Raw genomic sequence first — 25798 nt, 5'->3', positions numbered from 1 at the left:
AGCCCTAGGGTGAATCGACATTCAAACGGGGCCGCGCGCGCCATCGGCGGTACGGCCTCCCCGGGAAACTACAATCGCCAACCATGCCCGCCTCCAGCCCCATCGATCAGATCGCCGAGCGTGTTGAACGACTGCTTGTGCGTCATGAAGAGGTGCAGCGCACCAATGTGCTGCTGCAGGAACAGGTCGATGCGCTCACGCGTGAACGCGACGCCCTGAAGTCGCGGCTCGCCGCAGCCCGCACGCGCCTGGACGCCCTGCTCGAACGGCTGCCGGCCGAACCCCCATCCCAAGATTCCCCCGCATGAAGCAGATTGAAGTACAGATCATGGGCCAGAGCTATTTGCTCGGCTGTCCCGACGGCGGCGAATCGCAACTGCGCGATGCGGTCGAACGCGTGGACGCGGCCATGTGCAAGATCCGCGACGCGGGCAAGGTCAAGGCCCGCGACCGCATCGCGGTGCTGGCATCGCTGAACCTGGCATTCGATCTCGCGGCGCAGCAAGCCGCGGCGGCCGCAGCGCCGGCGGCTGTGCCCGCTGCCACGGCAGCAGCCGAGACCGGCGAAGCCGACCCAAAGGCCGCGCAACTCATTCAAAGACTCGATCAGGCGCTGGCCGGCGATGGACATTTGCTCTGAATGAGCGCGGCGGACACATACGAGGCGTAAAATCCACCTCGTCTGCAGACGTGTCGGGCTTAATATTTCCTTGTTCCAATGCTCTCCGGAGCCGGGCTTGGTACATCGCTTGACGGGCGTGATCATCTCGCGTCAGATGAACCCGAAGTCTTGCTGCCCTCGCCCACCTGAACCCTGGTTCAGGATGCGGGTCCGGCACACCATCTGCAGACACCTTTTCCCGCCACGGCCCCCAGCCTCACCGCACGGGGCCGTTGCTTTTTGAAGAGCCCTCCGCCGTGAACCTCGCCGCCCTGCTCGACCCTTTGCTGATTGCCGAACTCGCCGCGCTCGGGCTGGGCACGGGCTTTCTCGCGGGCCTGCTGGGCATCGGCGGCGGCATGATGATGGTGCCCTTCATCACGATCATCATGGGCCATCGCGGCGTGCCGGCCGACCTCGCGGTGAAGATGGCCATCGCGACGTCGATGGCGACGATCATCTTCACGTCGGTGTCGAGCGTGCGCGCGCACCACAAGCGCGGCGCGGTGCGCTGGGACATCGTGCAGCGGCTGGCACCCGGCATCGTGATCGGCAGCCTCGCGGGCAGCCTGGGCGTGTTCGCGCTGCTCAAGGGCACGGCACTGGCCATCGTCTTCGCGCTGTTCGTGGGCTTCTCGGCCACGCAGATGTTCCTCGACAAGAAGCCCAAGCCCACGCGGCAGATGCCGGGCACGGGCGGCCAGCTTGCGGCCGGCGGCGCCATCGGCTTCATCTCGGGCCTCGTGGGCGCGGGTGGCGGCTTCATCAGCGTGCCGTTCATGACGTGGTGCAACGTGGCCATTCACAACGCGGTGGCCACCAGCGCGGCGCTGGGCTTTCCGATCGCGGTGGCCAACGTGCTTGGCTACGTCATCAGCGGCCACTCGGTGCAGGGCCTGCCGGCCGGTGCCTTCGGCTATATCTGGCTGCCCGCGCTGGCGGTGATCGCCGCGTGCAGCGTGTTCACCGCGCCGCTGGGCGCGAAGGCGGCGCACAGCCTTCCGGTGAAGAAGCTCAAGCGCGTGTTCGCCAGCATCCTCTACCTGCTGGCCGCCTACATGCTCTGGAAGGGGCTGCACGGCTGATTCAAGGCCCTTGTCGCCCAGGTGCGACTCCTGGCATTCCACGGGGGCAGGCGTATAAGGATTTCATGAAAATCCTCATCGCCGTCGATGGCAGCGCCTACACGCGCAAGGCACTCGATTACCTGTTCAGCCACCGCGCGATGTTCGTTGACGGGCATCAGCTCGTGGTGGTGCATGTGTGCACCGGCGTCTCGGGCAATGTGGCCCGCCATCTCAGCAAGGAATTGGTCGCGGGCTACTACGCCGAGGAAAGCGCCAAGGTGCTCGACCCGGTGAAGGCGCTGTTCGCCGAAAAGGGCCTGAGCAACTACACGATCGACTCGCGCCACGGCCATGCGGCCGAAGAAATCCTGAAGGCCGCGAACGACGCGCAGGCTGAACTGATGGTGCTCGGCACCCACGGCCACGGCATCTTCGGGCGTGCACTGATGGGCTCGGTCTCCACCAAGGTGCTTTCCGAAACCGACATCACGGTGCTGCTGGTTCAGTAGGCCCTACTGCACCCGCTGCTGCCGCCACTCGCGCGGCGAGCAGCCGAAGCGCTCGCGGAACGCGCGGCTGAAATGCGCCGCATCGTTGAAGCCGCGCCCATACGCGATCTCCCCCACCGGCTTGCCTGCAAGGCGCGGCTCCAGCAGGTCGCGGCTGCAGGCCTCGAGCCTGCGTTCCCAGATGTACTGCGCGGGCGTCAGCGGCTCGCTCTTGAAGACGCGATGCACGTGGCTTGCCGACACCCCGAGTGACGCCGCGATGCTGCCCACCGACAGCGAGGGATCGGCCAGTTGCTCGTCGATGCACCGCTTCACGCGCGCGAGGTGGTACGCCGTGAGATTGCTCAGCGATGGCGCTCGCGCCGCCGGCAGCGTCTGCAGGCCCGCCACGAGGATGCTCTGCACGCCGTTGGCGACGGCCAGCGCCGAGGCGGGCTGCAGCGTGTCGATGTCTTCCCGCAGCGTGCGGATCATGCCGAGCAGCAGATGCCCCGCGCCCTCCTTGCCCGACACCGTGGTGGCCGTCAGCGCCTCGGTGTCGCGCAGCTCGCTGCGCAGGCGCTCGCCAGGCAGCTTGAGCACGATCTGCTCGAACCTGTCGTCGAACAGCAGCTCGTAGGGCCGCGTGCTGTCGTACAGCGCGAAGTCGCCGGCCGAGAGCACCGCGTCGCGCCCGTCCTGCCGCACCACGCCCTGCCCCTGCGCCTGGATGCTCACCAAAAAATAGTCGTCGCCCGAGCGCGCGATGTGCCCGCTCGTGCGCATGACCTTCTGGGCACTCGACTTGACCACCGACACGTCCAGGCTCGGCAGCGAGTGCTGGCGGATGCTGCCTTCGAAACGGCCGATGTCGTCCGGCCGCACCGGGTCGCACCCGAGCTGCACGTAGACGTTGCAGATCATGTCGGTCCAGTAGGCCAGGCGCTGGTCGCGCGCCACGGCATCGGTGCTGAGCAACTGGTTCATGGGGTTCCCCGGAAAGCGCGCGTGCAACGCTGGAACAAGAACGCCGCCAGTTCGGATCAAGGCGTTCCGCGGCGGCGAATCTACGCTTCAAGCAACCCGCATGCCACCGCGCAAACCCGCGTCGGGGTGTGCGAAGTTGTTTCATCCACCCCCTCAAGAGGCCCGCCATGCCCACCACCGTTCACCCCAAGCTCCGCGTTGCCGCCGTGCAGGCCGCGCCCGTGTTCCTCGACCTCGACGGCACCATCGACAAGACCATCGACCTCATGGCCCAGGCAGCCGGCCAGGGCGTGAAGCTCATCGCCTTTCCCGAGACCTGGGTGCCCGGCTACCCGTGGTGGATCTGGCTCGACTCGCCCGCCTGGGGCATGCAGTTCGTGCAGCGCTACCACGACAACGCGCTGGTGGTCGGCTCGGCCGAGTTCGACCGCATTAGGGACGCGGCGCGCAAGCACCGGATCTGGGTGTCGCTCGGCTACAGCGAGAAGGCTGCGGGCAGCCTCTACATCGCACAGGCGCTCATCGACGACCAGGGCAACACCGTGCAGACGCGCCGCAAGCTCAAGCCCACGCACGTGGAGCGCACCGTGTTCGGCGAAGGCGACGGCTCCGACCTCGCGGTGGCCGAGACGGCCATCGGCAACGTCGGGTCGCTCTCGTGCTGGGAGCACCTGCAGCCGCTCAGCAAGTACGCGATGTATGCGCAGAACGAGCAGATCCACTGCGGCGCATGGCCCAGCTTCTCGCTTTACCGCGGCGCGGCCTATGCGCTCGGGCCGGAGGTCAACAACGCGGCGAGCCAGATCTACGCGGCCGAGGGCCAGTGCTTCGTGGTCGCGCCGTGCGCCACTGTCTCGCAGGCAATGAGCGAGCTGATGTGCACCGATCCCGGCAAGCAGCAGATGCTGCGCACCGGCGGTGGCTACGCGCGCATCTACGCACCCGACGGCTCGCCACTCGGCACGCCGCTGGCCGAAGACCAGGAAGGCCTGGTGATCGCCGACATCGACCTGGGCATGATCTCGCTCGCCAAGGCGGCGGCCGATCCAAGCGGCCACTATTCGAGGCCCGACGTCACGCAGCTTCTGCTGAACAAGACGCGCCGCGAGCCCGTGGTGCTGCAGCGCACGCCCGAACCCGAGAGCAGCGCCCCCGAAGCAGTGACAGCGGGCACCGAGCCGCGCCTGCAGCTCGCCGCCTGACGCCCGGAGCCCCGCCATGGAATCCGCCATCGCCGAGCACCTGAAATGCCCCCGCACGCGGCACCGCCGCGTCGAGGACGACTACACGCCGCCTTACCCCGTCTGGTCGGCCCGCGCGCCCACCTCAGTGACGCAGGTGGTGATGGGCTATTTCGGCGTGCAGTCGCGCGGCCCCGAGATGCAGGGCCGCGCCTGCGCCGCGCTGATGAAGATCGCACGCGACTTCGCGCTGCCCGACGGCCCAGGCCATCACGACCTGACGCACCACGTCGATGCCGACGGCTTCGACAACATGATCGCCATCGCCTACTGGCACGACGCCGCGGCCTTCGCGCGCTGGAGCGCCACGCCCGCCGTCGACGCATGGTGGCGCTCCGACGAGCGGCTGGACGAAGGCCTCGGCTACTTCCGCGAAATCGCCTCGCCGCGCGTCGAGCACTTCGAGACCATGTTCAACACGCCGGACCGCTTCGAGGGCGTCGGCGTCGTCATGGGCGAAGTCAGCGGCGAGCTGCAGGAGCACGGCTACTGGGGGTCGATGCGCGACCGCATTCCGCTTTCGCAGACCGATGCGTTGTCGCCCTCAGGCACGCGCGCAGTAGTTGCCGGCACGCCCGCGCCGGGCCAGCGCGTGCGCATCGCGGGCCACGAGAACATCGCGATGATCCGCTCCGGCCAGGAATGGACCGACACCACCGGCCAGGAGCGCACGCTCTACCTCGAAGACATGGAGCCGGTGCTGCGCGAAGGCATGGAGTTCCTGCGCGACCAAGGCCTTGGCATCGGCTGCTACAGCAACCGCTACATGCACCACCTCGACGCGAAGGGCACGCCGCTGCAGAAGTCCTTCGGCCTGAGCTACTGGCGCTCGCTCGCCGACATGGAACGCTGGGCCGAGTCGCACCCCACGCACGTCGCGATCTTCGGCAGCTTCATGCGCTACGTGCAGGCGCTGAACTTCCAGCTGCAACTGCGCGTGTACCACGAGGTGTCGGTGCTCAAGGCCGACGAGCAGAGCTACGAATACATCAACTGCCACGCGCGCAGCGGCCTCATGAACGGGCTGGCTGCCACATAGGAGAAATTCCACGCGCGGGATTGCCTTAGGATTCGCCCCCTGTTTCTCAAGGCCGCAAGGCAAGGACCCAGACCATGTGGAGCGAACTCGAAAGCCTCGTCGAAGCCTCGATGCAGGAATGGCAAGTCCCCGGCCTCGCGCTGGCGGTGATCCAGGACGGCGAGGTGGTGCTGCAGAAGGGCTACGGCGTGCGCGACACCGACACCGGCCTGCCCGTGACCACCGACACGCAGTTCCTGCTGTGCTCGATCACCAAGTCATTCACCGCGGCGGGCCTTGGCCTGCTGGTCGACGAGCGCAAGCTCGACTGGGACCGGCCCGTGCGCGACGTGATCCCCGAATTCCGCCTTCACGACGCGGTGGCGACCGGGCTGCTCACGGTGCGCGACCTGCTGTGCCACCACAGCGGCCTGCCGCGCCACGACTGGATCCACATGCCCGGCGACCTGAGCAACGCGCAGATGCTCGCGGCGCTCAGGCATCTCGCGCCGAACAAGGACCTGCGCGACACCTTTCAGTACTCGAACCTCGGCTACCTCGTCGCGGGAATGATCACCGAGCGGATCAGCGGCCAGAGCTACGAAGAATTCACCACCGAGCGCCTGATGAAGCCGCTGGGCTTTCGCCACTTCGGGTTCTCCATCGAGGCGCTCGACACCGCCGAAGACGGCGCGCGCCCACATGCGATGGACGGCGAGGCGCGCTACCGCACGCCGCTGTCACCCATTCGCGCAACGCCTGCCGGCGGCATCAACACCTCGGTCGCCGACCTGGCTAAGTGGGCGCGCTTTCTCCTCGACGGCAAGGCGGACGGCCGGCAGTTGCTTTCGGCGAAGTCGCTGCGCGAAATGACAACGCCGCGCGTGCACATGGGCCGCTCCGAACATGCAGAGATCGGCGATTCGCACTACGGCCTGGGCCTCTTCTGCGAGCAATACCGCGGCGAACGCACGATCGCGCATTCGGGCTCCTGGGCCGGCTGGAGCACGCTCATGACGATGCTGCCCGAACGCCGCGCGGGCGTGGTGGTGCTGACGAACCGCGCGCCGGGCGGCGCCACGCCCATCCTCACCTTCGCGGCGCTCGACCGCCTCTGCGGCCGCGAACCCGTCGACTGGTTCGGCAGGCTCGCGCCCAAGCGCAGGCAGGCCGTCGAACAGATCAAGCTCGACAAGAAGGCCAGAGCGGAGGTCCGCCACGGCGACACGCTGCCCAGCCACGCGCTGGACGACTATGCGGGCGACTACGATCATCCGGCCTATGGACGCATCCGCATCGACAAGGAAGCCGACGGCCTCGCGTGGCGCTGGCGTGGCATCGCGGAGAAGCTCGGGCATCGCCACTACGACGTCTTCGTCACCCCCGACCGGCCGACGCTGATGCATCCCAGCGACCACACCGTCACCTTCCGCTACGACCGGCACGGCCACATCGACTGCCTCGAAATCCCGTTCGAGCAGATGGTGGACGACATCGTGTTCCGCCGCGTCGCGGCCGGCGACGTGCTCGACCCCGCGTTCCGCCGCCTGTGTGCCGGCGACTACCTGCACGCCGGCCGCGTGATCGAGATCCGCCTCGATGCCCAGGGCGAACTCGGCATGACGATCCCGGGCCAGCCGACCTATCGCCTGCTTCCGGCCGACGGACGCAGGTTCAAGGTCGATACGCTGGAAGGCTTCGGCGTGGAGTTCCGCCGGGCCTCACCGGATGCGGTAGACGCGCTGATCTTTCACGAGCCACGCGTCACCGCCATCGCGCCGAGGGTGGCCGGCACCTAGCCGGAACGCTGCGGCGGCGCCTCGGGGGCGTACTGCGGCTGCAGCGCCCCCTTTTGCTGTTCTCGATGTATTCGCGCGGAACGCACCCCGCGCCCGAAACGGTGGGCATGCCGGCCTGGCATTGCGCAGCGGCAGAACCGGCCATGCAGAGCATCCGGACTGCAACGACCGCGCGCATGGCACGTTGATTCATCGAGGCCCTCCCTTGCTTTTTCGACGCGAGCAACTCTCCTCGTGCTGGCAATGGGGCGGTGCAGGCACCAGTGCCGAAAGTAACGCACCGGCACCTCACGGTGGCAACTTTCTCAGTGCGTCCCTAGGCAAACAGCCCCTTGTGCTCGGCGCGCAGCAGCGCCTTCTGCACCTTGCCCATGGTGTTGCGCGGCAACTCGGGCACCACGAAGCAGCGCTTGGGAATCTTGAAGTTCGCAAGCTTCGCCTTGAGGTCGGCCACGATGGCTTCGGCATCGAGCGCGGCGCCGGCCTTCGCGATCACGATGGCCACGCCCACTTCGCCGAAGTCGGGATGCGGCACGCCCACCACAGCGCTTTCGGCCACGCCGGCCATCTCGTTGATGTAGCCCTCGATCTCGGCCGGGTAGACGTTGTAGCCGCCGCTGATGATCAGGTCCTTGCTGCGCCCGACGATGGTGATGTAGCCGCGGCCATCGATCTTGCCCACGTCGCCGGTCTTGAAGAAGCCGTCGGCGGTGAACTCTTCCTTCGTCTTCTCGGGCATGCGCCAGTAGCCCGCGAACACGTTGGGGCCGCTGACTTCGATGTTGCCGATCTCGTCGGTGGTGCAGTCGCGTCCGCTGTCGTCGCGCACGCGCAGTTGCACGCCGGGCAAGGCAAAGCCGACGGTGCCGCCACGGCGCTCGCCCTGCGCGGGGTTGTAGGGGTTGGACGTGAGCATGGCGGTCTCGCTCATGCCATAGCGTTCGAGGATCGTGTGGCCGGTGCGCTTGCGCCATTCGTCGAAGGTCTCGATCAGCAGTGGTGCCGAGCCCGCGATGAACAGGCGCATGTTGCGCACCGCCTCGCGCGTGAGGCCCGCTTCGGCCAGCAGCCGCACATAGAGCGTGGGCACGCCCATGAACACGGTCGCCTCGGGCAGCTTCTGCACGATGCGCTTGGGATCGAATTTCGAGAACCACAGCATCTTGCTGCCGTTGAGCAGCGCGCCATGCAGCGCCACGAAGAGGCCGTGCACGTGGAAGATGGGCAGCGCATGGATCAGCACGTCGCCTTCGGTCCAGCCCCAGTAGTCTTTCAGCACCTCGGCGTTCGACAGCAGGTTGCGGTGCGTGAGCATCGCGCCCTTGCTGCGGCCGGTGGTGCCGCTGGTGTAGAGGATCGCGGCCATGTCGTCGGGCTTGCGTTGCGCGACTTCGTGCCGGTCGCTGCACTGCGCGGCAACTTCGAGCAGCGTGCCGGTGCGGTCGTCGTCCAGCGTGAAGACGTGCTTGGTGCCGGCCGCGGTCGCGATGGGGCCGACCCACGCGGCATTGCGGCTGGTGCACACCACCACGGCAGGTTCGGCGTTGCCGATGAAATACTCGATCTCGGCGCTCTGGTAGGCGGTGTTGAGCGGCAGGAACACATAGCCGGCGCGCAGCGTGGCAAGGTACAGCAGCATCGCTTCGACCGACTTTTCGACCTGCACCGCGATGCGTGCACCCTTCTCGAGCTTCAGCGCATCGAGCAGGTTGGCGATCATCGCGCTCGCGCGCTCGATGTCGCGCCACGAGTAGAAAAGACCGTTGTCGGTTTCGACGGCAATGCCGTCGAGGTCGGCGGGAAAGGCCGCGCGCAGGGCGGCGAACAGGTTGGCGTTGGCAGTCTTCTTCATCGCTTCGTCTTTGAACGGGTACTTCATCAGAAATTCGGTGTGCGCTTGGCAAGGAAGGCGGCGATGCCTTCGCGGTGCTCGGCGGAATCGGCGTAGTCGTAGGCAGTGGCCAGCAGGCTGTGGGCCGAGGGCGCGCCGGCCCTCAATGCGGCGAAGGTCTTCTTGTGCAGGCGCGCGGCCTGCGGCGCCAACGCGGCAACGCGCGTGGCATGGGCCTGCACGGCAGCCGCGACTTCGTTGTCGGGCAGTACGTGCAGCAGAAAGCCCGCGTCGTACAGGCGCTGCGCGCCATGCACGCCGGCGGCCAGCAGCATGTCGCGCGCGAGCACGTCGCCGATGGCGCCATGCACCAGTGCGGCTTCGCGCGGGGCCATCGGAAAACCGAGCTTGGCGATCGGTGCGCCGAACCTGGCGGCGGCACCGGCCAGGCGGATGTCGCAGCAGCTCGCGATCTCGATGCCGGCGCCCATGCAGGCGCCTTCGATCTGCGCGATCAGCGGCAGCGGGCAGTCGAGCATCGACTGCAGCGCGGCCCAGACTTCGTTCTCGTGGAACTCGCGCAGGCTGGGTTCTTCGAAGCGGAACGACGGGTACTCGGAGATGTCGCCACCCGCGCAGAACGCGCCGCCCTCGCCCCGCACGACGACGCAGCGCACGCCGCTGCTGTTGTCGTCGGCGCCGGTGCGAAGGCTGTCGAACACGGCCCGCAGTTCGCGCCACATCGCGCGCGTCATCGCATTGAGGCGCCCCACGTTCGACAGCGTGACGACCGCGATGGCGCCTTCCTGGCGAAATAGAACGCTGCTTCCGACCGTCATTCGATCTTGGCGCCCGAGGCCTTCACCACCGCAGCCCAACGCTTGATTTCGGCGTTCACGAAGCTGCCATAGGCCGGCCCGGTCAGCGTCGGAATCTCGGAGCCGTTCTGCGCCCAGATGGCCTTGATGTCGTCGGCGGCCAGCACCTTCTGCATCTCGGCAACGATCTGCGGCTGCACGTCGGCCGGCGTGCGCTTGGGCGCCCACAGCCCGTACCAGGTGGTCACGGTGTAGTCGGGCAAGCCGACCTCGGCAGCGCACGGCACATCGGGAAAGGCGGGGTTGCGCTTGGCGCCGGCCACCATCAGCGCCTTGATGCGGCCGCTCTTGATGTACTGCGCCGAGGAACCGAGCCCGTCGAACATCAGGTCGACGTTGCCCGCGATCAGGTCCGCCAGCGCCGGCCCGGCGCCGCGGTAAGGAATGTGGGTGATGAAAGTGCCGGTCTGGATCTTGAACAGCTCGCCCGCCAGATGGTGCGAGGTGCCCGCACCGGCCGAGCCATAGTTCAGCTTGCCGGGGTTGGCCTTGGCCAGCGCGATCAGTTCCTTGATGTTGGTGGCGGCCACGCGGCGCGGATTGACCACCACCACCTGCGGCACGTTGGCCAGCAGCATCAGCGGCACGAAGTCTTTCTCGATGTCGTAGTCGAGCTTGGGATAGACAGAAGGCGCAATGGCGTGGTGCACCGCGCCCATGAACAGCGAGTAGCCATCGGCCGACGCCTTCGAAGCCACGCTCGCGCCGAGCGTGCCGCCGGCGCCGCCACGGTTGTCGATGATGAGCGACTGATTCGTCAGCCGCGAGAACTGGCCCGAGATCGGCCGCGCAAACGCGTCGGTGCCGCCGCCGGCCGGAAACGGCACGACCATCGTCACCGGCTTGGTCGGCCAGCCCTGCGCGCGCGCCGCGCCGCAAAGAACGGCCGCACCGGCGGCAGCCACGCGCAAGACGTCGCGGCGTTGAAAGCTTGGGTTCATTTGTCTCATCTCCTGTCGTTGTGGATTTTGCCGCCCGATGCGGCCGCCGATGCGTCCTGCATCGGCTTCTGGCGCCTTGTCAGCCTTTTTTGAAGAACAGGCTCTCGATATCTCCCGATACAGCCACCTTGCCATCCGCCAGCCAGGTGCGATGTTTGTCCAGACGCTTGAGGTCGTAGAGGTAATTGACCATGAGCCCGTACGACTGCTTCTGCCCCTTGGGCGACGGGTCGCCGGCCCAGTTCAGCCGCTCGACGCGTGCGCCGTTCCCAAGATGAAAACGCGCGACCGGGTCGGCCGGCGTGCCGTCGACGAGCGAACGGCCCAGGTACTCGGCGGCGGCCTGCAGCAGCCACTGGCGCAGCGGCGACTTCGCATCGAAGGTGGCGGCCGCATCGACGGCAGCCAACAGCCGTTCAGCGGTGGGCGGCAGCGAGCCGATGAGGCGGCCGATCTCGGCCTCGCGCTTTTCGTCGAGGCGGGGCAGCAGGTCGGCCACGTTCTTGGCCAGCCAGGTGCGAAAGCCCGGAATGGGCGACAGCGTGGCGAAGGTCTTCAGGCGCGGCAACTCGTCCTGCAGGGTCTCGACCACGCGCTTGATGAGCGAGTCGCCGAAGCTCACGCCGCGCAGGCCGTTCTGGGTGTTGCTGATCGAATAGAAGATCGCGGTGGTCGCCCTGGCGGGCGGCACGGGCACGGCGGCCTCGTCGAGCAGCGGCACGATGCCGTCGCTGATGCGGTCGACCAGCGCCACTTCGACAAAGATCAGCGGCTCGTTCGGCAGGCGCGGATGAAAGAAGCCGTAGCAGCGGCGGTCGCTGTCGTCGAGCCGGTTCTTCACGTCGGACCAGCTCTTGATGTCGTGCACGGCCTCGTAGCGGATGAGCTTCTCGATCAGCGAGGCCGGCGAATCCCAGTCGATACGGCGCAGTTCGAGAAAAGCCACGTCGAACCAGGTGGAGAACAACTGCTCCAACTCGGCGTCGAGCGCGAGCAGGCGCTTGTCGGCCTTCAGGCACGGCAGCAGGTCGGCGCGCAGGTCGACCAGGAAGCGCATGCCCTCGGGCTCGACCGCGAAGCGCTGCAGCAGGCGCATGCGCGGCGACACGAGCGCGCGGCGCAGGCGCAGCTCGGCCTGCCCTTCGTCGGGCGTGCCGACGGCGGCCTGGTGCTGGTCGCGCGCGGTCTTGAGCTTTTGCGCATCGGCGGCGAAATGCTCGCTCATCAGCGCCCAGTAGTCGCGGCGCTCTTCAGGCTGTGCGGCGGCGTAGGCCACGGCGATGGCGTGGGCACGGCGGCCGCCCTCGACCTCGCTCACGCGCGGATCGATCACTGCCTGCAGATCGGCCAGCACGCGGCGCAGCGCGCGCGGCGACAGCGCCTCGTCGGCCTTGCGCAGCGTGACTTGCAAGCGCTCGGCGGTCGAACGCACGCTGGGCTTGGGCGCGTTCTTCGATGCGCTCTTCGCGGTGCTTTCGGGCGCCACGGGCACCTTGGACTTTTCGCCAGAGCGCAGCCGCGCCTGGAACCATTCGGTCGCACTCATCGGGTCACTCCAATGCTGAAGGGGTCGGGCATGCCGTGGCGACGCTCGAGCGTCATGGCATCACCCTGGATTTCTGTTGCTGCATGACTTCGCGCAGCGCCTCGCGCTGGCGCGTCATGTGCGTGCGCATGGCGGCGTCGGCGCCTTCGCTGTCGCGCGCCTTGAGGGCTGCAAAAATGGCCAGGTGCTCGGACAGGCTCTGGTCGAGCCGGCCCGGCGCATGCAGCTGCTGCAGCCGCGCAAGCTTGAGGATCTTGCGCAGGTCGCCGATCACCTGGGCCAGCCACTTGTTGTCGGCGAGCTTGATGATCGCCTCGTGAATGATGTGGTTGGTGGCGTAGTAGTCGTTGATGCGCCGCGCCTTGGCATGGCGCACCAGCCGTTCGTGCAATGCGTCGAGCTCATGCAACTCGACGTCGCTCGCGTTGCGGGCGGCTTCGTAGGCGCAGCGGCCTTCGAGCAGCGCGATGACGGGGAAGATTTCGTCGAGGTCGCGCTCGGTCACTTCATTGACGAAGCAGCCGCGCCGCGGCTCGTGCCGCAACAGCCCTTCGGCGGTGAGCACCTTGAGCGCTTCGCGCAAGGGGGTGCGGGAGATTGAGAGGCGCTCGCACAGAGCCACCTCGTCCACGAAGCTGCCGGGGGCCAGCGTGCCGTCGAAGATCTGCTCACGCAGGGTGGCCGCGACTTCGTCGTGCAGGGAGTTGGGAACCAGGCGCATGGGAATTCGAAGCGTTGACCTCGGGTGGCTCGGCGTAATTTCCTGTAATTACGCGTAATTGTGAGGACGGACACGACACCGCGCAAGTGCCCTGCCCCGCTTTCAGGGCAGGGATTTACCCTGCGAACTTCCTGCTCAGGCGCGGGCGGCGGTCGCGGCCTTGGTGCGGCCGAACCAGAACCACAGCGCAATGCCGGCAATCACCATCGGCACGCTGAGCCACTGCCCCTGGCTCAGGCTCAGTGCGCGCAGGCCAAGGAAATCGTCAGGCTCGCGGAAATACTCGGCAAAGAAGCGCAGCGCGCCATAGCCGATCAGGAACACGGCCGCCACCTGCCCCTGCTTGCGTTCCTTGCGCGCGTAGAGCCACATGATCACGAACAGCAGCAGGCCTTCGAGCAGGAACTGGTAGATCTGCGAAGGGTGGCGCGGCAGCATCGAGCCGCTCTGTGGAAACACCATGCCCCATGGCAGCTCGGGATTGCTGAAGCGGCCCCAGAGTTCGCCGTTGATGAAGTTGCCCACGCGGCCCGCGGCGAGGCCAGTCGGCACGCACGGCGCGACGAAGTCCATCACCTGCCAGAACGGCCGCGCACGCGAATGCGAGAACCAGACCATCGCGCCGATCACACCCAGCATGCCGCCGTGGAAGCTCATGCCGCCCTGCCACACATACAGGATTTCGAGCGGATGCGTGAGATAGAACTCGGGCTTGTAGAACAGGCAGTAGCCGAGCCGGCCACCGACGATGACGCCCATCACGCCAAGAAAAAGAATGTCCTCGATGTCCTTGCGCTGCCAGGCGCCGGCACCGACGAGCGAACGGTACGGCTCATGTCGCAGCCGGCGCGTGCCGAGAAAGTAGAACAGCGCAAAGGCGGCCAGGTAGGTCAGGCCATACCAGTGGATGGCCACCGGCCCCAGTTGCAGGGCGATGGGATTGATCTGCGGATACATGAGCATCCGCAGATTGTGCCCGCCCCGAATGTCGAGGCAGGCACGGGGACATTCAGGGCAATGTCAGCGCCCGAACTTCCACCACACGAGACCCGCCACCATGGCCGGCACCGCAAAGATCAGCAGAAAGATCGGCAGTTCTTCGGCCACCGAATAGCCCGCCTTGATCACGCCCACGGCCATGTTGATGCCGGCGCCGATGAACCATGCCGGAATGAACCACTTGGCCGCCGTGGCGAGCGCCAGCGCAGAGCCGTCGCCCATGAAGCGGCCGGCCAGCAGGAACACCACCAGCAGCACGAAGCCGCCGCCCATCACCAGGATCGTGTGCATGTCGTTTGTTCTCCAGGCGGGATGTTGCCGTGTCAGCGGGTCGTGTAGCCACCGTTGGCGAAGATCGTCTGGCCCGTGATCCACCAGCCTTCGGTGACGAGAAAGCGCACGATGGGCGCGATGTCCTCGATGTCGGTCAGGCCCTTCTTCGAGTACTTGCTCAGAGCCGCGGCGCTGCTGTGGTATTCGACGGCTTCCTTGCTTTCCTGGCCATAGAAGAACGGCGTGTCCATGGGGCCGGGGCCGATCGCGTTGACCGAGATGCCGCGTTCGCCGAACTCTTTCGATGCGGCGCGCGTGAAGTGCTCCACGGCGGCCTTCGAGCCGGGGTAGATCGCATAGAACGGCGTGTAGGCCGCCAGCAGCGAACTCACGATCGACACGATGCTGCCGCCCTCGGCCAAGGTGCGGCCGGCCTGCTGGATGAAGAAGAAGGCTGCCTTGGCGTTGGCATCGAAGCTCTTGTCGTAGTCGGCCTCGGTGACATCGAGGATCGGCTTCTTGATGACCACGCCGGCGGTGTTGATCGCGATGTCGACCTGTCCGAAGTGCTTGACGGCCTGGTCAAACAGCTTGACGTTGTTCTCCACCACCGACAGGTCGCCCTGCACCAGCAGCGTGTCGGCGCCCTTGGCCTTGAGCGATGCGGCGGTGGCTTCCGCGTCGGCGCGCGAGGCATCGCTGTTGTAGTGAATGGCGATGCCGCGGGCGCCGCCATCCACCAGTTGATGGCCGATGAGGGCACCGAGGTTCTTGCCACCGCCGGCGATGACGGCGACCTTGTTCTTGAGCGTGCGTGCGGACATGAATGGACTCCTTGAGGTGATGTGAATGTGTGACTGCGGGTTGCAGTCTATTGGTCGCCAATGCACTGATAAATCATTGATCCAAGGCTAGACTGTTCAATAAATCACGAACAATCAGGCAAACAGCGAATGGACCGCATCGACCTCCTCCAGGTCTTCCTGCGCGTGGCCGAAACCGGCAGCTTCACGCGGGCCGCCGACCGGCTGGGCCTGCCGCGCGCCACCATCTCGACGGCCGTGCAGCAGCTCGAAACGCGGCTGGGCTCGCGGCTGCTTCACCGCACCACGCGCCGCGTGAGCCTCACGCCCGACGGCGAAGTGATGCTGGAGCGGGCCCGCGCGCTGGTGGCCGACATGGAGGACATCGAGCAGCAGTTCTTGCCCGCGCACGGCCATGTGAGCGGCCGGCTCAAGGTCGATGTGCCGAGCCGCATCGCGCGGCGGCTGATCGCACCGGCGCTGCCGGGCTTCTTCGAGCGCTTTCCGGGCATCGAGCTTGAACTCGGCTCCAGCGACCGCGCGGTGGACCTCGTGCTTGAAGGCGTCGATTGCGCGCTACGCGTCGGGCCGTTGGCAAGCAGCAGCCTCGTCGCGCGGCCGCTCGGGCATTTCAAGCTGATCAATTGCGCAAGCCCGGGCTACCTGGCGCAACACGGCACGCCGCGCACGCCCGCGGATCTGCCACAGCACCTCGCGATCAACTACGCCTCGCCAACCAGCGGCCGCGCGGCGCCCTGGGAATGGCAGCGCGACGGTGAAACCCACACCCTGCGCATGCGCAACCAGGTGACGACCAACAACGCCGAAACCTACATCGCCTGCGCGCTGGCGGGGCTGGGCCTGATCCAGATTCCCGCCTACGACGTGCGCGAGCACCTGGCCGCCGGTGAACTGGTCGAGGTGATGCCCGATGCACGTGCCGAGCCGCTGCCGGTGCATCTGGTGTACCCGCACCGGCGCAACCTGTCGCGCCGGATGCAGGCCTTCGCGGGCTGGCTCGAAACGCTGCTGGCCGATTCGCTCGGCGCCTGATCGATCAGGTCAGCGCGCCTTCATGTCCTTGCGCCCGTAAGGAAGGCTCTTGACCAACCGGAACTTGCCCTTGGTGAACTCGTAGAACGCCACCGTGTCACCGCTGCCGCCCTCCGGCTGCTCGATGTTGATGTCGCCCGCAAAGACCATCAGGCGACTGGTGAGCTTGAAGATGAGCTCTTGCCCGTCCTCCTTCTCGAACTCGGGCTTCAGCGGATACGCACTCGAGAGCACCACCGGCAGCCGCGTGGCATGCCCCGTGGCCGCATCGATCACCGCGCCCATGTTGCATCCGCCGCTTCCGCAGCCCCAGCGCACCACGATGTAGCGGCCCGCGAAGTCCGGCTTGCTCGACTCGAGCGCGTTCCTGAGCCGCGTGCGAAAGAGCTTGGCGAATTCGCTGTCGATGACCAGTGCGTGGTTCGCTCCGGTGTAGGGCGCATCGGCCGGATAGTCCTTGAACTGCGGCGCCGCGGGCTGCGCCTGCACGGCCATCGCGCACAAGGCCCCCACTGCCAAGGTGCAACGGACGATGAAAGAGGATGCGGTCTTCATGCGGTTTTTCTTTTCTTCTTTGATCTTCTTTGAGTGAGCGCACCGACGCGGCGCCGACGCCGCCGTTTATAGCTTGAGCTCGCGCACGAACGCCACGAAGCGTTCCAGCGCCGGGTTGGCCGCCCCGGCGGGCCACACCAGGCTGGTTTCGCAGACGGGCAACGCCGGCGCGCTGCGTCGCCGCGCGGCTGGCGCAAACTCTGCGGCGCGCCGGTACACGACGCCTTCGCGCCTGAACTGCGTGACGCTCTCGGGCACCCAGGCCACGCCGATGCCGCCCGACACGAGGTTGACGATGGTCTGCATCTGGATCGCCTCTTGCGCGAGCTGCGGCACCCGGCCGGCCGCGTGGTACAGCGCGAAGATCGCGTCGTGCAGCGACGGCACGATGCGGCGCGGAAAGATCACCAGCGGCTCGGCCAGCACATCGGCCAGCAGCAACTTCTGCGTGCGGGCCAGCGCATGCCGGGCTGGCAGCGCCAGCACCAGCGGCTCTTCGGACACGGCCAGCCGCGTCAGTCCGGGCGGCGCCGCGCCGGGCGAATGCAGCATCAGCCCGGCATCGATCTCGCCGCGCGCGAAGGCTTCGAGCTGCACATCGCCGGTGGCCTCGACCAGCTCGAGCGCCACCTCGGGGCAGAGCACGCGAAATTCGCGCACCCAGGCCGGCAACTGCTCGAAGCCCACCGTCGAAACGAAGGCGATGCGCACGCGGCCCACCTGCCCCGCCGCTGCCGCGCGCGCCCGTGCCGGCAGCGCCTGGGCGCGTGCCAGCAGCTCGCGAACGTCGGGCAGCAGCGCCTCGCCGGCGGGCGTGAGGGCCACGCGCCGGCGGGTGCGGTCGAACAGCACCACGCCCAGCGTTTTCTCGAGCTGGGCAATGGCCTGCGTGACGGGAGGCTGCGTCATGTGCAGCCGCAGCGCGGCCCGGCCGAAGTGCAGCTCTTCGGCCACGGCGACGAACTGGCGCCAGGCCCGCAGGTCGATCAGGGCTTCATTCATATGCCGAGCATATCAATCCATGCTTCAAATTGGATTGGAACCAATCAATCAGAAGTCCGATACTCGGTGCTCCCCGCGACACCCACTCCCCACGACAGAAGAGACACCATGGACACCAAACCGATCCAGATCAACCGCCGCAGCGCCAACATCGTCGAAGGCAAGAGCCGCGCGCCCAACCGCTCGATGTTCTACGCCATGGGCTACGAAGAGAGCGACTTCAAGAAGCCGATGGTCGGCGTGGCCAACGGCCACAGCACCATCACGCCCTGCAACTCGGGCCTGCAGAAGCTGGCCGACGCGGCCATTGCGGGCATCGAGGAAGCCGGCGGCAACGCGCAGGTGTTCGGCACGCCCACCATTTCCGACGGCATGGCCATGGGCACCGAAGGCATGAAGTACTCGCTGGTGAGCCGCGAAGTCATTTCGGACTGCATCGAAACCTGCGTCGGCGGCCAGTGGATGGACGGCGTGCTGGTGGTCGGTGGCTGCGACAAGAACATGCCCGGCGGCCTGATGGGCATGCTGCGCGCCAACGTGCCGGCCATCTACGTGTATGGCGGCACCATCCTCCCCGGCAAGTACAAGGGGCAAGACCTGAACATCGTCAGCGTGTTCGAAGCCGTGGGCCAGAACGCCGCCGGCAACATGAGCGACGAAGACCTGCACGAGATCGAGAAGCGCGCCATTCCGGGCACGGGCTCGTGCGGCGGCATGTACACGGCCAACACGATGAGCTCGGCGTTCGAGGCGCTCGGCATCTCGCTGCCCTACTCGTCGACCATGGCGAACCCGCACGACGAGAAGGCCAACTCGGCCAAGGAATCGGCCAAAGTGCTGATCGAGGCGATCAAGAAAGACCTGAAGCCGCGCGACATCGTGACCAAGAAGGCCATCGAGAACGCAGTGGCCGTCATCATGGCCACGGGTGGCTCGACCAACGCGGTGCTGCACTTCCTGGCGATCGCGCACGCGGCCGGCGTGGACTGGTCCATCGACGACTTCGAGCGCATGCGCAAGAAGGTGCCGGTGCTGTGCGACCTGAAGCCCTCGGGCAAGTACCTCGCGGTCGACCTGCACCAGGCCGGCGGCATTCCGCAAGTGATGAAGGTGCTGCTGAACGCGGGCCTGCTGCATGGCGACTGCATCACCATCAGCGGCCAGACGATTGCCGAAGTGCTGAAGGACGTGCCCGATGTGCCGCGCGCCGACCAGGACGTGATCCGCCCGATCGACAAGCCGATGTACGACGAAGGCCACCTGGCTATCTTGAAGGGCAATCTGTCGCCTGAAGGCGCGGTCGCCAAGATCACGGGCCTGAAGAACCCGGTCATCACCGGCCCGGCGCGCGTGTTCGACGACGAGCAGTCGGCGCTCAAGGCCATCCTGGACGGCAAGATCGTGGCCGGCGACGTGATGGTGCTGCGCTACCTCGGCCCCAAGGGCGGCCCGGGCATGCCTGAAATGCTGGCACCCACAGGCGCGCTGATCGGCGCGGGCCTCGGCGAAAGCGTGGGCCTCATCACCGACGGCCGCTTCTCGGGCGGCACCTGGGGCATGGTGGTCGGCCACGTCGCGCCCGAAGCGGCAGCCGGCGGCACCATCGCATTCGTGAACGAAGGCGACTCGATCACCATCGACGCGCACAAGCTGGTGCTCGAACTCAACGTGCCCGAAGCCGAACTGGCCAAGCGCCGCGAAGGCTGGAAGGCCCCGGCGCCGCGCTACACGCGTGGCGTGCAGGCGAAGTTCGCGTTCAACGCATCGAGCGCCAGCTCGGGTGCTGTGCTCGACAAGTTCTGATCCCTTCGGGAAACACCGAGGAACCGGCTTTGCCGGGCCTCCGGTGTTGCCCCCGGTAGGGGGTTGGAGAAGTGACACGAAGTGCGCGCAGCCTGGGGGCGAGCCTTGTCTACCCCATCATCCACGCGCCGTAGCCGAAGGCCAGGAACCCGAGGCCGACGATCGCGAGGATGCTGCGGAACTGGAAATCCGTCGCCGGTGGCAGGCTCTGCACGATGAAGTGCAGCATGGCCCCGGCGCCGATGGTCATGAAGCCCGCACCTAGCTGCTTCGCCAGGCTCGGATCGGGATAGAAGAACACGAGCGCGAAGCCCGCGAGAAACACGAAGTTCGCGAGCACGGTGCCGCGCGTGCGCCAGCGCTGTTGGGCCGGCGTAGGGTCGCGCGCCACCCGAAGCCCGTCCTGGTGCCGGCCTTCCCTGATCGCCATGCCGGTGAAGAAGAGGCCGAACATCGTTGGAAATCCGCCGAAGATGCCCAGCCCCCAGACGATGCCCCACATGTTCTGGAAATCGGCCACCAACGCCTGCGCGGGGTCGGCCTTGCTGTAGCGCACCTCGACCGGGTCGCCCCACTCCTTGTCGCCGAGGCCGCCGCCCAGGCCCTTGACGCGACGCTTCAATCCATCGGATGCGGTGTACTCGACGATGGGTGCGCGCGTGACGATGGTGCGGCCGTCGCTGTCCTTGCTGCGCTCTTCCACGAACTCGACCAGGCTGCCCTGCACGCTGGCCATGCCGGCAATCGACTGGTAGCGATGCCAGCCGACCGTGACCGCACCGTAAAGCCCCGCGCAGCCGATCAGCAACGCACCGACGCCAACACCCCAGAAGAAAGTCTTGAGCCACCCCACGAGCCCGCCGATGGCCGGCCCGACCAGCAGCGAAAGCCCGAAGACGAGCAGTGCACGGGTAGCGGCCTGGTCATCCATGGCGCACCTCCTTTCGGCATGGGCGCGGGTCTGTCAGGCCGGAAGCGGCGGCGCCGCGCTCAGCGGCGCGGGGGCTGGCCGTTGCTGGTCTTCATGCCCATGTTGGTCTTCTGGCGATCGATGCGCGCCTGCCTGCGCTTTGCTTCCCGCTCCATCACCTTGCGCTTGGTGTAGCCCGACGAATCGGCCCAGGCCCACCACGCGACGGCCATGGCGAACGGCGACAGCACGATCCACCAGCTCCAGCCGGCGACCATGCCGATTTCGAAGTACTTCAGGGCAATGCCCAGCAGGCCCAGCAGCAAAAACAACATCGCGAATCCCCCGGGGTTTGTGGCAACGCATCCGGGCGCCAGTGCACGGCGCTACCTACAATCGCGTTGCATCGAATGTAACTCAGCCCTTACGAAATACATCCCCATGAAAAGAGTCCTGTTGTTGGTCGCCCTGGGCTTCGGCGTCGCGGCCCCCGCCTTCGCCGATCTCGCCCTGGCCACCTCGAAGAACTGCATGAGCTGCCACGCGGTGGAGCGCAAGGTGCTCGGGCCATCGTTCAAGGACGTGGCCGCGAAGTACAAGGACGACAAGGGCGCCGTCGACACGCTCGCCGCCAAGATCATGAAGGGCGGCTCCGGCGTGTGGGGCCCGGTGCCGATGCCGGCGAACAACCAGGTCAGCGAAGCGGATGCGAAGAAGCTGGCGGCCTGGGTGCTGTCGACGAAGTAGTCAGCCGCATCAACCCTGCGGGTTGATGTCCACCGGCAGCGGCCGGCGCTCGATGCGGTCTTCGAGCTGGCCGATGTGCGCGGCCACGGTGTTGTCGGTCTGGTCCGAGCGCAGCCGGACCGCCGCTTCAAGCTGATCCATGCGTGCCAGCAGCGCCGTGTGACGGTCTGCGTTGTGCGCCATGTGCTTGTTCTCCTGCGCTTCGAGGAAGTTGCGCAACTCGGTGAAGCGCGAGGCTTCGGCCTTGTCGGCAAGGTCGCGCTGGACCTGCATTTCCTTCGTGTGACGCTTGGTGTCGAGCAGCACCGAGCTGTGCAGGTACAGCACGTAGACCAGGAAGAAAGCGGCAAGCACGCCGGTGAGCCCCAGCATGATCAGCCCCAGCGGCGCCGAGACGGTCATGAAGCCGAGCCACACATCGGTGGGTGCCGACAGCGTTCCCCAGTTCAGGGCAGCAAGTGCCGCGATCAGCAGCACGATGACGAACAGGAAAGCGGATCTCACGCCCATGGGGGCCTCCTTCGGAAAGATCGAACACATCGGGAACACCCGCGCGCGTCGAGGCGCGCGGTGACTGCGATGGTTTTACCTCACTGAAGAGGCCTCTTCGGCGCAGATGGCCGCACAAACGGCCATGTCCTACAGGACGGATCAGTTCGTCTGCGACAACTGTTCCAGGATCGCCGGGTTCTCCAGCGTCGAGGTGTCCTGCGTGATCGCCTCGCCCTTGGCGATGCTGCGCAGCAGGCGCCGCATGATTTTGCCGCTGCGCGTCTTGGGCAGGTTGTCGCCGAAGCGGATGTCCTTGGGCTTGGCGATGGGGCCGATTTCCTTCGCGACCCAGGCACGCAGCTCGTTGGCGATCTGCTTGGCTTCTTCGCCGGTCGGGCGGCTGCGCTTGAGCACGACGAAGGCGCACACGGCCTCGCCGGTCACGTCGTCGGGACGGCCCACCACCGCGGCTTCGGCCACGAGGTCGGTCTTGGAGACGAGGGCCGATTCGATTTCCATGGTGCCCAGACGGTGCCCCGACACATTCAGCACGTCGTCGATGCGGCCAGTGATGCGGAAGTAGCCGCGGTCGGCGCTGCGCACCGCACCGTCGCCGGCCAGGTAGATCGTGCCGCCCATCTCTTCGGGGAAGTAGCTCTTCTTGAAACGCTCGGGGTCGTTCCAGATGGTGCGGATCATCGAGGGCCACGGCCGCTTGATGACCAGCATGCCGCCTGCGCCGTTGGGCAGGTCCTTGCCGGTCTCGTCGACGATGGCGGCCATGATGCCCGGCAGCGGCAAGGTGCACGAACCCGGCACCAGCGGCGTGGCGCCCGGCAGCGGCGTGATGACGTGGCCGCCGGTCTCGGTCTGCCAGAAGGTGTCGACGATCGGGCACTTCTCGTGGCCGATGTTCCGGTGGTACCACATCCACGCCTCGGGGTTGATCGGCTCGCCGACCGAACCGAGGATGCGCAGGCTCGACAGGTCCCAGTTCTTCGGGTGCACCTTCTCGTCGCCGTCGGCGGCCTTGATGAGCGAGCGGATGGCGGTGGGCGCGGTGTAGAACACGCTGACCTTGTGCTTCTCGATCATCTGCCAGAAACGGCCCGCATGCGGGAAGGTCGGGATGCCCTCGAACACCACCTGCGTGGCGCCGGCCGCGAGCGGGCCGTAGGCGACGTAGGTGTGGCCGGTGATCCAGCCGATGTCGGCCGTGCACCAGAACACGTCTTCAGGGCGCGAGTCGAAGGTCCAGTCCATCGTGAGCTTGGCCCACAGCAGGTAGCCGCCAGTGGCGTGCTGCACGCCCTTGGGCTTGCCGGTGGAGCCCGAGGTGTAGAGGATGAAGAGCGGGTGCTCGGCGTTCACCGGCACGGGCAGGCAATCGGTGCTCTGGCCCTTCAGCGCTTCGGCGAAGGTCTTGTCGCGGCCTTCGACGCGGCTCCATGCAGTGGGCGTGCGCTCGTAAACGAACACGGTCTTGATCGACTCGCAGCCACCGAGCGCGATGCCGTCGTCCACGATGGCCTTCAGCGGCAGTTCCTTGCCGCCGCGCAGCTGGTAGTTGGCGGTAATGACCGCCACCGCGCCCGCGTCGATGATCCGCTCCTGCAGCGCCTTGGCCGAGAAGCCGCCGAACACCACGCTGTGGGTGGCGCCGATGCGCGCGCAGGCCTGCATGGCGATCACGCCCTCGACCGTCATCGGCATGTAGACGATGACGCGGTCGCCCTTCTTGATGCCCGCGGCCTTCAGCGCGTTGGCGAACTGGCTCACGCGGGCGAGCAGTTCCTTGTAGGTGACGTTGGTGACGGTGCCGTCGTCGGCCTCGAAGACGATGGCGGTCTTGTTCTCGACCGGGGTGCCGATATGTTTGTCGAGGCAATTGGCGCTGGCATTGAGCTCGCCGTCGCCGAACCATTCGTAGAACGGGGCCTTCGATTCGTCGAGCGTCCTGGTGAACGGCTTGGTCCACTGCAGGTTGCCCTTGGCCAGCCGGGTCCAGAACCCTTCGAAGTCCTGCTCGGCCTCCTTGCACAGCGCCTCGTAGGCGGCCATGCCGGAAATTCGGGCGCCTTCGGTGGCACGGGCGTCGGGCGGGAACACGCGGTTCTCGACCAGGACGGATTCAATGTTCTTCGATGCGCTGCTCATTCTCATGTCTCCTGGATGGATGCGGCCGTAATGTCGGCGGGCCCACTTACGGGCTACTGACGGCCCGATGTTAGTTCGCGGGGTTATCACGAGTACGACACGGGGGCACCCCTAGAATCGCCGGTCTTCCACGAACCTCCACCCGATGTCCGCGCCCGATCCTTTCGACCCTCTGAACCCGCCCGCCCCCCGGACCATGCCGATGGGGCCGCTGCCCCGGCTGATCTTCGCGAGCCGCTGGCTGCAACTGCCCCTGTACCTGGGCCTGATCGTGGCGCAGGCGGTGTACGTGGTGCACTTCCTGGTCGAGCTGCTGCACCTGGTCGAAGCCGCGTTCGGCAGCCAGACCGCGCTGCAGGCCCTGATCACCAGCATCGGCTACAAGACGACCGCGCCAGTCGGCGCGCTCAACGAGACGGTGATCATGCTGGTGGTGCTGGCGCTGATCGACGTGGTGATGATCTCGAACCTGCTGATCATGGTGATCGTGGGCGGCTACGAGACCTTCGTGAGCCGCATGAACCTCGAAGGCCACCGCGACCAGCCCGAGTGGCTGAGCCACGTGAACGCCTCGGTGCTCAAGGTCAAGCTGGCCACCGCCATCATCGGCATCAGCTCGATCCACCTGCTCAAGACCTTCATCAACGCGGACAACTACACCGACCGCGTGCTGATCGCACAGACGGTGATCCACATCGCCTTCCTGCTCTCGGCGATGGCCATTGCCTATACCGACAAGCTGATGACGGCGAACGCGGCGCAAGGCGGCGCCCCTCACTGATCCTTCGGCGGCGGGCGATGCGCCTGCCGCTTCGCCCGCCTACCCTGCGTGCCGCAGGTCCCACGCAGGCATTTCGGTGAAGCGCTCGGCCAGGAAGTCGAGCATGGTGCGCAGCGTGGCCGGCATGTGTTTGCGCGAGGCGTAGACGGCATACATGCCCACCACCTGCGGCTCGAAATCGGTGAAGAGCGGCACCAGTTCCCCGGCCTGCACCAGCTCCGACGTCAGGTAGGTCGGCAGCATCGCAATGCCCGCCCCCGCCCGCGCCAGGTACATCAGGCTGGCGGCATCGTTGGTCGACACGTTGCCGCCCACGGCCACGGACACCGGCTCCCCATCTTCCTTGCGCGTGAAATTCCAGAGGCTGCGCCCGAAGTAGGAATGCGTGAGGCAATTGCGCTGGGCCAGCTCTTCCACCCGCTGCGGCTTGCCGTGCTCCTGCAGATACGCCGGCGACGCGCAGACCACCGAGCGGCACACGGTGAGCCGCCGCGCAATCAGGTTGGGATCGATCTCGACCGCGACGCGGATGGCCAGGTCGATGCGCTCGTCCACCAGGTTCACCGCCCGGTCCAGCAGCACGAGGTCGACCGCCACGCCCGGATAGAGCCGCACATAGTCGGCCACCGCATCGGCCAACTGGGCCTGCGCGAACGAGGTGCTGGCGGTAATGCGCAACTGGCCGCGCGGCGCTTCGGCCGGATGCCGCACCGCAGCCTGCATGTCACCCGTGAGCTCCAGCACCTGGCGGCAACGCGGCAGCAGTTCTTCGCCCGCGGCCGTGAGGCTCAGGCGGCGCGTCGTACGGTGCAGCAGGCGCGCGCCGGTCCATTGCTCCAGTTCGGCCACATAGCGCGTGACCACGGGGCGGGACATGTCGAGCTTGTCGGCCGCGGCCGAGAGGCTGCCCGAATCCACCACGTTCACGAACACCCGCATTGCGTTCAATCGATCCATATGAACGATTTTAGAAATAAAGAAACGCGCAATTCGAGGTATTTCTTTCGAAAGCAGAAACCTAAGATGCGGCTCATCCCTTCCCAAC

At 66.6% G+C, this 25798-nt stretch carries 27 protein-coding genes; 11 read left to right on the top strand and 16 right to left on the bottom strand.

Annotation, left to right across the window (positions count from 1 at the left end; all coding sequences use genetic code 11):
• The first annotated feature begins 83 nt into the window (after nucleotides 1–83).
• The 4 genes from ACGLHS_RS13680 (at nucleotide 84) to ACGLHS_RS13665 (ending at nucleotide 2237) form a co-directional block, all read left to right on the top strand.
• On the top strand, nucleotides 84–308 hold the full coding sequence (locus ACGLHS_RS13680; RefSeq protein ID WP_093241327.1) for a DUF904 domain-containing protein: 225 nt from the start codon (nucleotides 84–86) through the stop codon (nucleotides 306–308).
• Entirely contained in the window at nucleotides 305–640 is a 336-nt protein-coding gene (locus tag ACGLHS_RS13675) for a cell division protein ZapA (RefSeq protein ID WP_394480413.1), read from the top strand. Before ACGLHS_RS13680 ends, ACGLHS_RS13675 begins: the two co-directional genes overlap by 4 nt.
• 278 nt (nucleotides 641–918) lie before the next feature.
• A complete protein-coding gene (locus tag ACGLHS_RS13670; RefSeq protein ID WP_093241332.1) occupies nucleotides 919–1746 on the top strand; it encodes a sulfite exporter TauE/SafE family protein in 828 nt (275 codons plus the stop codon).
• 65 nt (nucleotides 1747–1811) lie between these two features.
• A complete protein-coding gene (locus ACGLHS_RS13665; protein WP_394480410.1) occupies nucleotides 1812–2237 on the top strand; it encodes a universal stress protein in 426 nt (141 codons plus the stop codon).
• A gap of 3 nt (nucleotides 2238–2240) precedes the next feature.
• Here the strand turns inward: ACGLHS_RS13665 and ACGLHS_RS13660 are convergent, their stop codons facing one another.
• Nucleotides 2241–3203 (bottom strand): helix-turn-helix domain-containing protein, encoded by a 963-nt coding sequence (locus tag ACGLHS_RS13660; protein ID WP_394480408.1) that lies wholly within the window; start codon nucleotides 3201–3203, stop codon nucleotides 2241–2243.
• 167 nt (nucleotides 3204–3370) lie between these two features.
• On the opposite strand from ACGLHS_RS13660, the gene ACGLHS_RS13655 reads away from it, so the two are divergent.
• From ACGLHS_RS13655 to ACGLHS_RS13645, 3 genes are all read left to right on the top strand, one after another.
• A complete protein-coding gene (locus ACGLHS_RS13655) occupies nucleotides 3371–4405 on the top strand; it encodes a carbon-nitrogen hydrolase family protein (RefSeq protein ID WP_394480406.1) in 1035 nt (344 codons plus the stop codon).
• Nucleotides 4406–4421: 16 nt separating this feature from the next.
• A complete protein-coding gene (locus ACGLHS_RS13650) occupies nucleotides 4422–5483 on the top strand; it encodes a phenylacetaldoxime dehydratase family protein (RefSeq protein WP_394480404.1) in 1062 nt (353 codons plus the stop codon).
• Between the two features lie 74 nt (nucleotides 5484–5557).
• On the top strand, nucleotides 5558–7261 hold the full coding sequence (locus ACGLHS_RS13645) for a serine hydrolase (RefSeq protein WP_394480402.1): 1704 nt from the start codon (nucleotides 5558–5560) through the stop codon (nucleotides 7259–7261).
• A gap of 316 nt (nucleotides 7262–7577) precedes the next feature.
• Here the strand turns inward: ACGLHS_RS13645 and ACGLHS_RS13640 are convergent, their stop codons facing one another.
• The 8 genes from ACGLHS_RS13640 to ACGLHS_RS13605 all read right to left on the bottom strand — a co-directional run bounded on the left by ACGLHS_RS13640 (nucleotide 7578) and on the right by ACGLHS_RS13605 (nucleotide 15274).
• A complete protein-coding gene (locus tag ACGLHS_RS13640) occupies nucleotides 7578–9113 on the bottom strand; it encodes a malonyl-CoA synthase (protein ID WP_394480400.1) in 1536 nt (511 codons plus the stop codon).
• A gap of 26 nt (nucleotides 9114–9139) precedes the next feature.
• Nucleotides 9140–9931 (bottom strand): enoyl-CoA hydratase/isomerase family protein, encoded by a 792-nt coding sequence (locus ACGLHS_RS13635; RefSeq protein WP_394480398.1) that lies wholly within the window; start codon nucleotides 9929–9931, stop codon nucleotides 9140–9142.
• Nucleotides 9928–10911, bottom strand: coding sequence for a Bug family tripartite tricarboxylate transporter substrate binding protein (locus tag ACGLHS_RS13630; protein ID WP_394480396.1), 984 nt, complete (start codon nucleotides 10909–10911; stop codon nucleotides 9928–9930). Before ACGLHS_RS13630 ends, ACGLHS_RS13635 begins: the two co-directional genes overlap by 4 nt.
• 79 nt (nucleotides 10912–10990) lie before the next feature.
• Nucleotides 10991–12457, bottom strand: coding sequence for a malonyl-CoA decarboxylase (locus ACGLHS_RS13625; protein WP_093241352.1), 1467 nt, complete (start codon nucleotides 12455–12457; stop codon nucleotides 10991–10993).
• 52 nt (nucleotides 12458–12509) lie between these two features.
• Nucleotides 12510–13178: a GntR family transcriptional regulator gene (locus tag ACGLHS_RS13620; protein ID WP_093241355.1), complete on the bottom strand. Its 669-nt coding sequence runs from the start codon at nucleotides 13176–13178 to the stop codon at nucleotides 12510–12512.
• Between the two features lie 135 nt (nucleotides 13179–13313).
• Nucleotides 13314–14141 carry a prolipoprotein diacylglyceryl transferase gene (gene lgt, locus ACGLHS_RS13615; RefSeq protein ID WP_394480393.1) on the bottom strand — a complete coding sequence of 276 codons (828 nt, stop codon included), beginning with the start codon at nucleotides 14139–14141 and terminating at the stop codon, nucleotides 13314–13316.
• Between the two features lie 57 nt (nucleotides 14142–14198).
• Nucleotides 14199–14468, bottom strand: coding sequence for a hypothetical protein (locus ACGLHS_RS13610; protein WP_394480391.1), 270 nt, complete (start codon nucleotides 14466–14468; stop codon nucleotides 14199–14201).
• Nucleotides 14469–14500: 32 nt separating this feature from the next.
• Nucleotides 14501–15274 (bottom strand): SDR family oxidoreductase, encoded by a 774-nt coding sequence (locus tag ACGLHS_RS13605; protein WP_093241363.1) that lies wholly within the window; start codon nucleotides 15272–15274, stop codon nucleotides 14501–14503.
• Nucleotides 15275–15403: 129 nt separating this feature from the next.
• Between ACGLHS_RS13605 and ACGLHS_RS13600 the strand changes: the two genes are divergently transcribed.
• On the top strand, nucleotides 15404–16306 hold the full coding sequence (locus tag ACGLHS_RS13600) for a LysR substrate-binding domain-containing protein (RefSeq protein WP_394480388.1): 903 nt from the start codon (nucleotides 15404–15406) through the stop codon (nucleotides 16304–16306).
• Between the two features lie 9 nt (nucleotides 16307–16315).
• Here ACGLHS_RS13600 and ACGLHS_RS13595 read toward each other — a convergent pair whose 3' ends face one another.
• Together ACGLHS_RS13595 and ACGLHS_RS13590 are read right to left on the bottom strand one after the other, a co-directional pair.
• A complete protein-coding gene (locus ACGLHS_RS13595) occupies nucleotides 16316–16861 on the bottom strand; it encodes a hypothetical protein (RefSeq protein ID WP_394480386.1) in 546 nt (181 codons plus the stop codon).
• A 66-nt stretch (nucleotides 16862–16927) separates the two neighbouring features.
• On the bottom strand, nucleotides 16928–17863 hold the full coding sequence (locus tag ACGLHS_RS13590) for a LysR family transcriptional regulator (RefSeq protein ID WP_394480384.1): 936 nt from the start codon (nucleotides 17861–17863) through the stop codon (nucleotides 16928–16930).
• 108 nt (nucleotides 17864–17971) lie between these two features.
• Here ACGLHS_RS13590 and ilvD point away from each other — a divergent pair, with 108 nt between their 5' ends.
• Nucleotides 17972–19666: a dihydroxy-acid dehydratase gene (ilvD, locus tag ACGLHS_RS13585; RefSeq protein ID WP_093241372.1), complete on the top strand. Its 1695-nt coding sequence runs from the start codon at nucleotides 17972–17974 to the stop codon at nucleotides 19664–19666.
• 109 nt (nucleotides 19667–19775) lie between these two features.
• Here ilvD and ACGLHS_RS13580 read toward each other — a convergent pair whose 3' ends face one another.
• Both ACGLHS_RS13580 and ACGLHS_RS13575 read right to left on the bottom strand, forming a co-directional pair.
• The gene (locus ACGLHS_RS13580; RefSeq protein ID WP_394480382.1) at nucleotides 19776–20597 is read right to left on the bottom strand and encodes a DUF3592 domain-containing protein; all 822 of its coding nucleotides are present in this window, start codon (nucleotides 20595–20597) and stop codon (nucleotides 19776–19778) included.
• Nucleotides 20598–20656: 59 nt separating this feature from the next.
• A complete protein-coding gene (locus ACGLHS_RS13575) occupies nucleotides 20657–20911 on the bottom strand; it encodes a TIGR04438 family Trp-rich protein (protein ID WP_093241378.1) in 255 nt (84 codons plus the stop codon).
• Between the two features lie 106 nt (nucleotides 20912–21017).
• On the opposite strand from ACGLHS_RS13575, the gene ACGLHS_RS13570 reads away from it, so the two are divergent.
• Nucleotides 21018–21323: a c-type cytochrome gene (locus tag ACGLHS_RS13570; protein ID WP_394480379.1), complete on the top strand. Its 306-nt coding sequence runs from the start codon at nucleotides 21018–21020 to the stop codon at nucleotides 21321–21323.
• Between the two features lie 9 nt (nucleotides 21324–21332).
• Here ACGLHS_RS13570 and ACGLHS_RS13565 read toward each other — a convergent pair whose 3' ends face one another.
• Both ACGLHS_RS13565 and acs read right to left on the bottom strand, forming a co-directional pair.
• On the bottom strand, nucleotides 21333–21833 hold the full coding sequence (locus ACGLHS_RS13565) for a Signal transduction histidine kinase (RefSeq protein WP_093241385.1): 501 nt from the start codon (nucleotides 21831–21833) through the stop codon (nucleotides 21333–21335).
• 141 nt (nucleotides 21834–21974) lie between these two features.
• Nucleotides 21975–23972, bottom strand: a complete 1998-nt coding sequence (gene acs / locus ACGLHS_RS13560; RefSeq protein ID WP_394480377.1) for an acetate--CoA ligase — start codon at nucleotides 23970–23972, stop codon at nucleotides 21975–21977.
• A gap of 145 nt (nucleotides 23973–24117) precedes the next feature.
• Between acs and ACGLHS_RS13555 the strand changes: the two genes are divergently transcribed.
• Nucleotides 24118–24753 carry a YqhA family protein gene (locus ACGLHS_RS13555; RefSeq protein WP_093241389.1) on the top strand — a complete coding sequence of 212 codons (636 nt, stop codon included), beginning with the start codon at nucleotides 24118–24120 and terminating at the stop codon, nucleotides 24751–24753.
• Nucleotides 24754–24792: 39 nt separating this feature from the next.
• Here the strand turns inward: ACGLHS_RS13555 and ACGLHS_RS13550 are convergent, their stop codons facing one another.
• Complete coding sequence (locus ACGLHS_RS13550; protein WP_394480375.1) at nucleotides 24793–25710, bottom strand: LysR family transcriptional regulator; 918 nt, start codon at nucleotides 25708–25710, stop codon at nucleotides 24793–24795.
• Between the last annotated feature and the right edge of the window lie 88 nt (nucleotides 25711–25798).

The sequence above is a fragment of the Variovorax sp. VaC1 genome, assembly GCF_043658315.1.
Lineage (GTDB): Bacteria > Pseudomonadota > Gammaproteobacteria > Burkholderiales > Burkholderiaceae_C > Variovorax.
The sequence above is the reverse complement of the archived record's forward strand: the minus strand, read 5'-3'. Positions and strand labels throughout refer to the sequence as shown.

Bases quoted from the DNA above. Each gene is read 5' to 3' on its own strand.
- ACGLHS_RS13680 (WP_093241327.1), top strand. From the start codon at position 84: ATGCCCGCCTCCAGCCCCATCGATCAGATCGCCGAGCGTGTTGAACGA.
- ACGLHS_RS13675 (WP_394480413.1), top strand. From the start codon at position 305: ATGAAGCAGATTGAAGTACAGATCATGGGCCAGAGCTATTTGCTCGGC.
- ACGLHS_RS13665 (WP_394480410.1), top strand. From the start codon at position 1,812: ATGAAAATCCTCATCGCCGTCGATGGCAGCGCCTACACGCGCAAGGCA.
- ACGLHS_RS13660 (WP_394480408.1), bottom strand. From the start codon at position 3,203: ATGAACCAGTTGCTCAGCACCGATGCCGTGGCGCGCGACCAGCGCCTG.
- ACGLHS_RS13655 (WP_394480406.1), top strand. From the start codon at position 3,371: ATGCCCACCACCGTTCACCCCAAGCTCCGCGTTGCCGCCGTGCAGGCC.
- ACGLHS_RS13650 (WP_394480404.1), top strand. From the start codon at position 4,422: ATGGAATCCGCCATCGCCGAGCACCTGAAATGCCCCCGCACGCGGCAC.
- ACGLHS_RS13645 (WP_394480402.1), top strand. From the start codon at position 5,558: ATGTGGAGCGAACTCGAAAGCCTCGTCGAAGCCTCGATGCAGGAATGG.
- ACGLHS_RS13640 (WP_394480400.1), bottom strand. From the start codon at position 9,113: ATGAAGAAGACTGCCAACGCCAACCTGTTCGCCGCCCTGCGCGCGGCC.
- ACGLHS_RS13635 (WP_394480398.1), bottom strand. From the start codon at position 9,931: ATGACGGTCGGAAGCAGCGTTCTATTTCGCCAGGAAGGCGCCATCGCG.
- ACGLHS_RS13630 (WP_394480396.1), bottom strand. From the start codon at position 10,911: ATGAACCCAAGCTTTCAACGCCGCGACGTCTTGCGCGTGGCTGCCGCC.
- ACGLHS_RS13625 (WP_093241352.1), bottom strand. From the start codon at position 12,457: ATGAGTGCGACCGAATGGTTCCAGGCGCGGCTGCGCTCTGGCGAAAAG.
- ACGLHS_RS13620 (WP_093241355.1), bottom strand. From the start codon at position 13,178: ATGCGCCTGGTTCCCAACTCCCTGCACGACGAAGTCGCGGCCACCCTG.
- lgt (WP_394480393.1), bottom strand. From the start codon at position 14,141: ATGCTCATGTATCCGCAGATCAATCCCATCGCCCTGCAACTGGGGCCG.
- ACGLHS_RS13610 (WP_394480391.1), bottom strand. From the start codon at position 14,468: ATGCACACGATCCTGGTGATGGGCGGCGGCTTCGTGCTGCTGGTGGTG.
- ACGLHS_RS13605 (WP_093241363.1), bottom strand. From the start codon at position 15,274: ATGTCCGCACGCACGCTCAAGAACAAGGTCGCCGTCATCGCCGGCGGT.
- ACGLHS_RS13600 (WP_394480388.1), top strand. From the start codon at position 15,404: ATGGACCGCATCGACCTCCTCCAGGTCTTCCTGCGCGTGGCCGAAACC.
- ACGLHS_RS13595 (WP_394480386.1), bottom strand. From the start codon at position 16,861: ATGAAGACCGCATCCTCTTTCATCGTCCGTTGCACCTTGGCAGTGGGG.
- ACGLHS_RS13590 (WP_394480384.1), bottom strand. From the start codon at position 17,863: ATGAATGAAGCCCTGATCGACCTGCGGGCCTGGCGCCAGTTCGTCGCC.
- ilvD (WP_093241372.1), top strand. From the start codon at position 17,972: ATGGACACCAAACCGATCCAGATCAACCGCCGCAGCGCCAACATCGTC.
- ACGLHS_RS13580 (WP_394480382.1), bottom strand. From the start codon at position 20,597: ATGGATGACCAGGCCGCTACCCGTGCACTGCTCGTCTTCGGGCTTTCG.
- ACGLHS_RS13575 (WP_093241378.1), bottom strand. From the start codon at position 20,911: ATGTTGTTTTTGCTGCTGGGCCTGCTGGGCATTGCCCTGAAGTACTTC.
- ACGLHS_RS13570 (WP_394480379.1), top strand. From the start codon at position 21,018: ATGAAAAGAGTCCTGTTGTTGGTCGCCCTGGGCTTCGGCGTCGCGGCC.
- ACGLHS_RS13565 (WP_093241385.1), bottom strand. From the start codon at position 21,833: ATGGGCGTGAGATCCGCTTTCCTGTTCGTCATCGTGCTGCTGATCGCG.
- acs (WP_394480377.1), bottom strand. From the start codon at position 23,972: ATGAGCAGCGCATCGAAGAACATTGAATCCGTCCTGGTCGAGAACCGC.
- ACGLHS_RS13555 (WP_093241389.1), top strand. From the start codon at position 24,118: ATGTCCGCGCCCGATCCTTTCGACCCTCTGAACCCGCCCGCCCCCCGG.
- ACGLHS_RS13550 (WP_394480375.1), bottom strand. From the start codon at position 25,710: ATGGATCGATTGAACGCAATGCGGGTGTTCGTGAACGTGGTGGATTCG.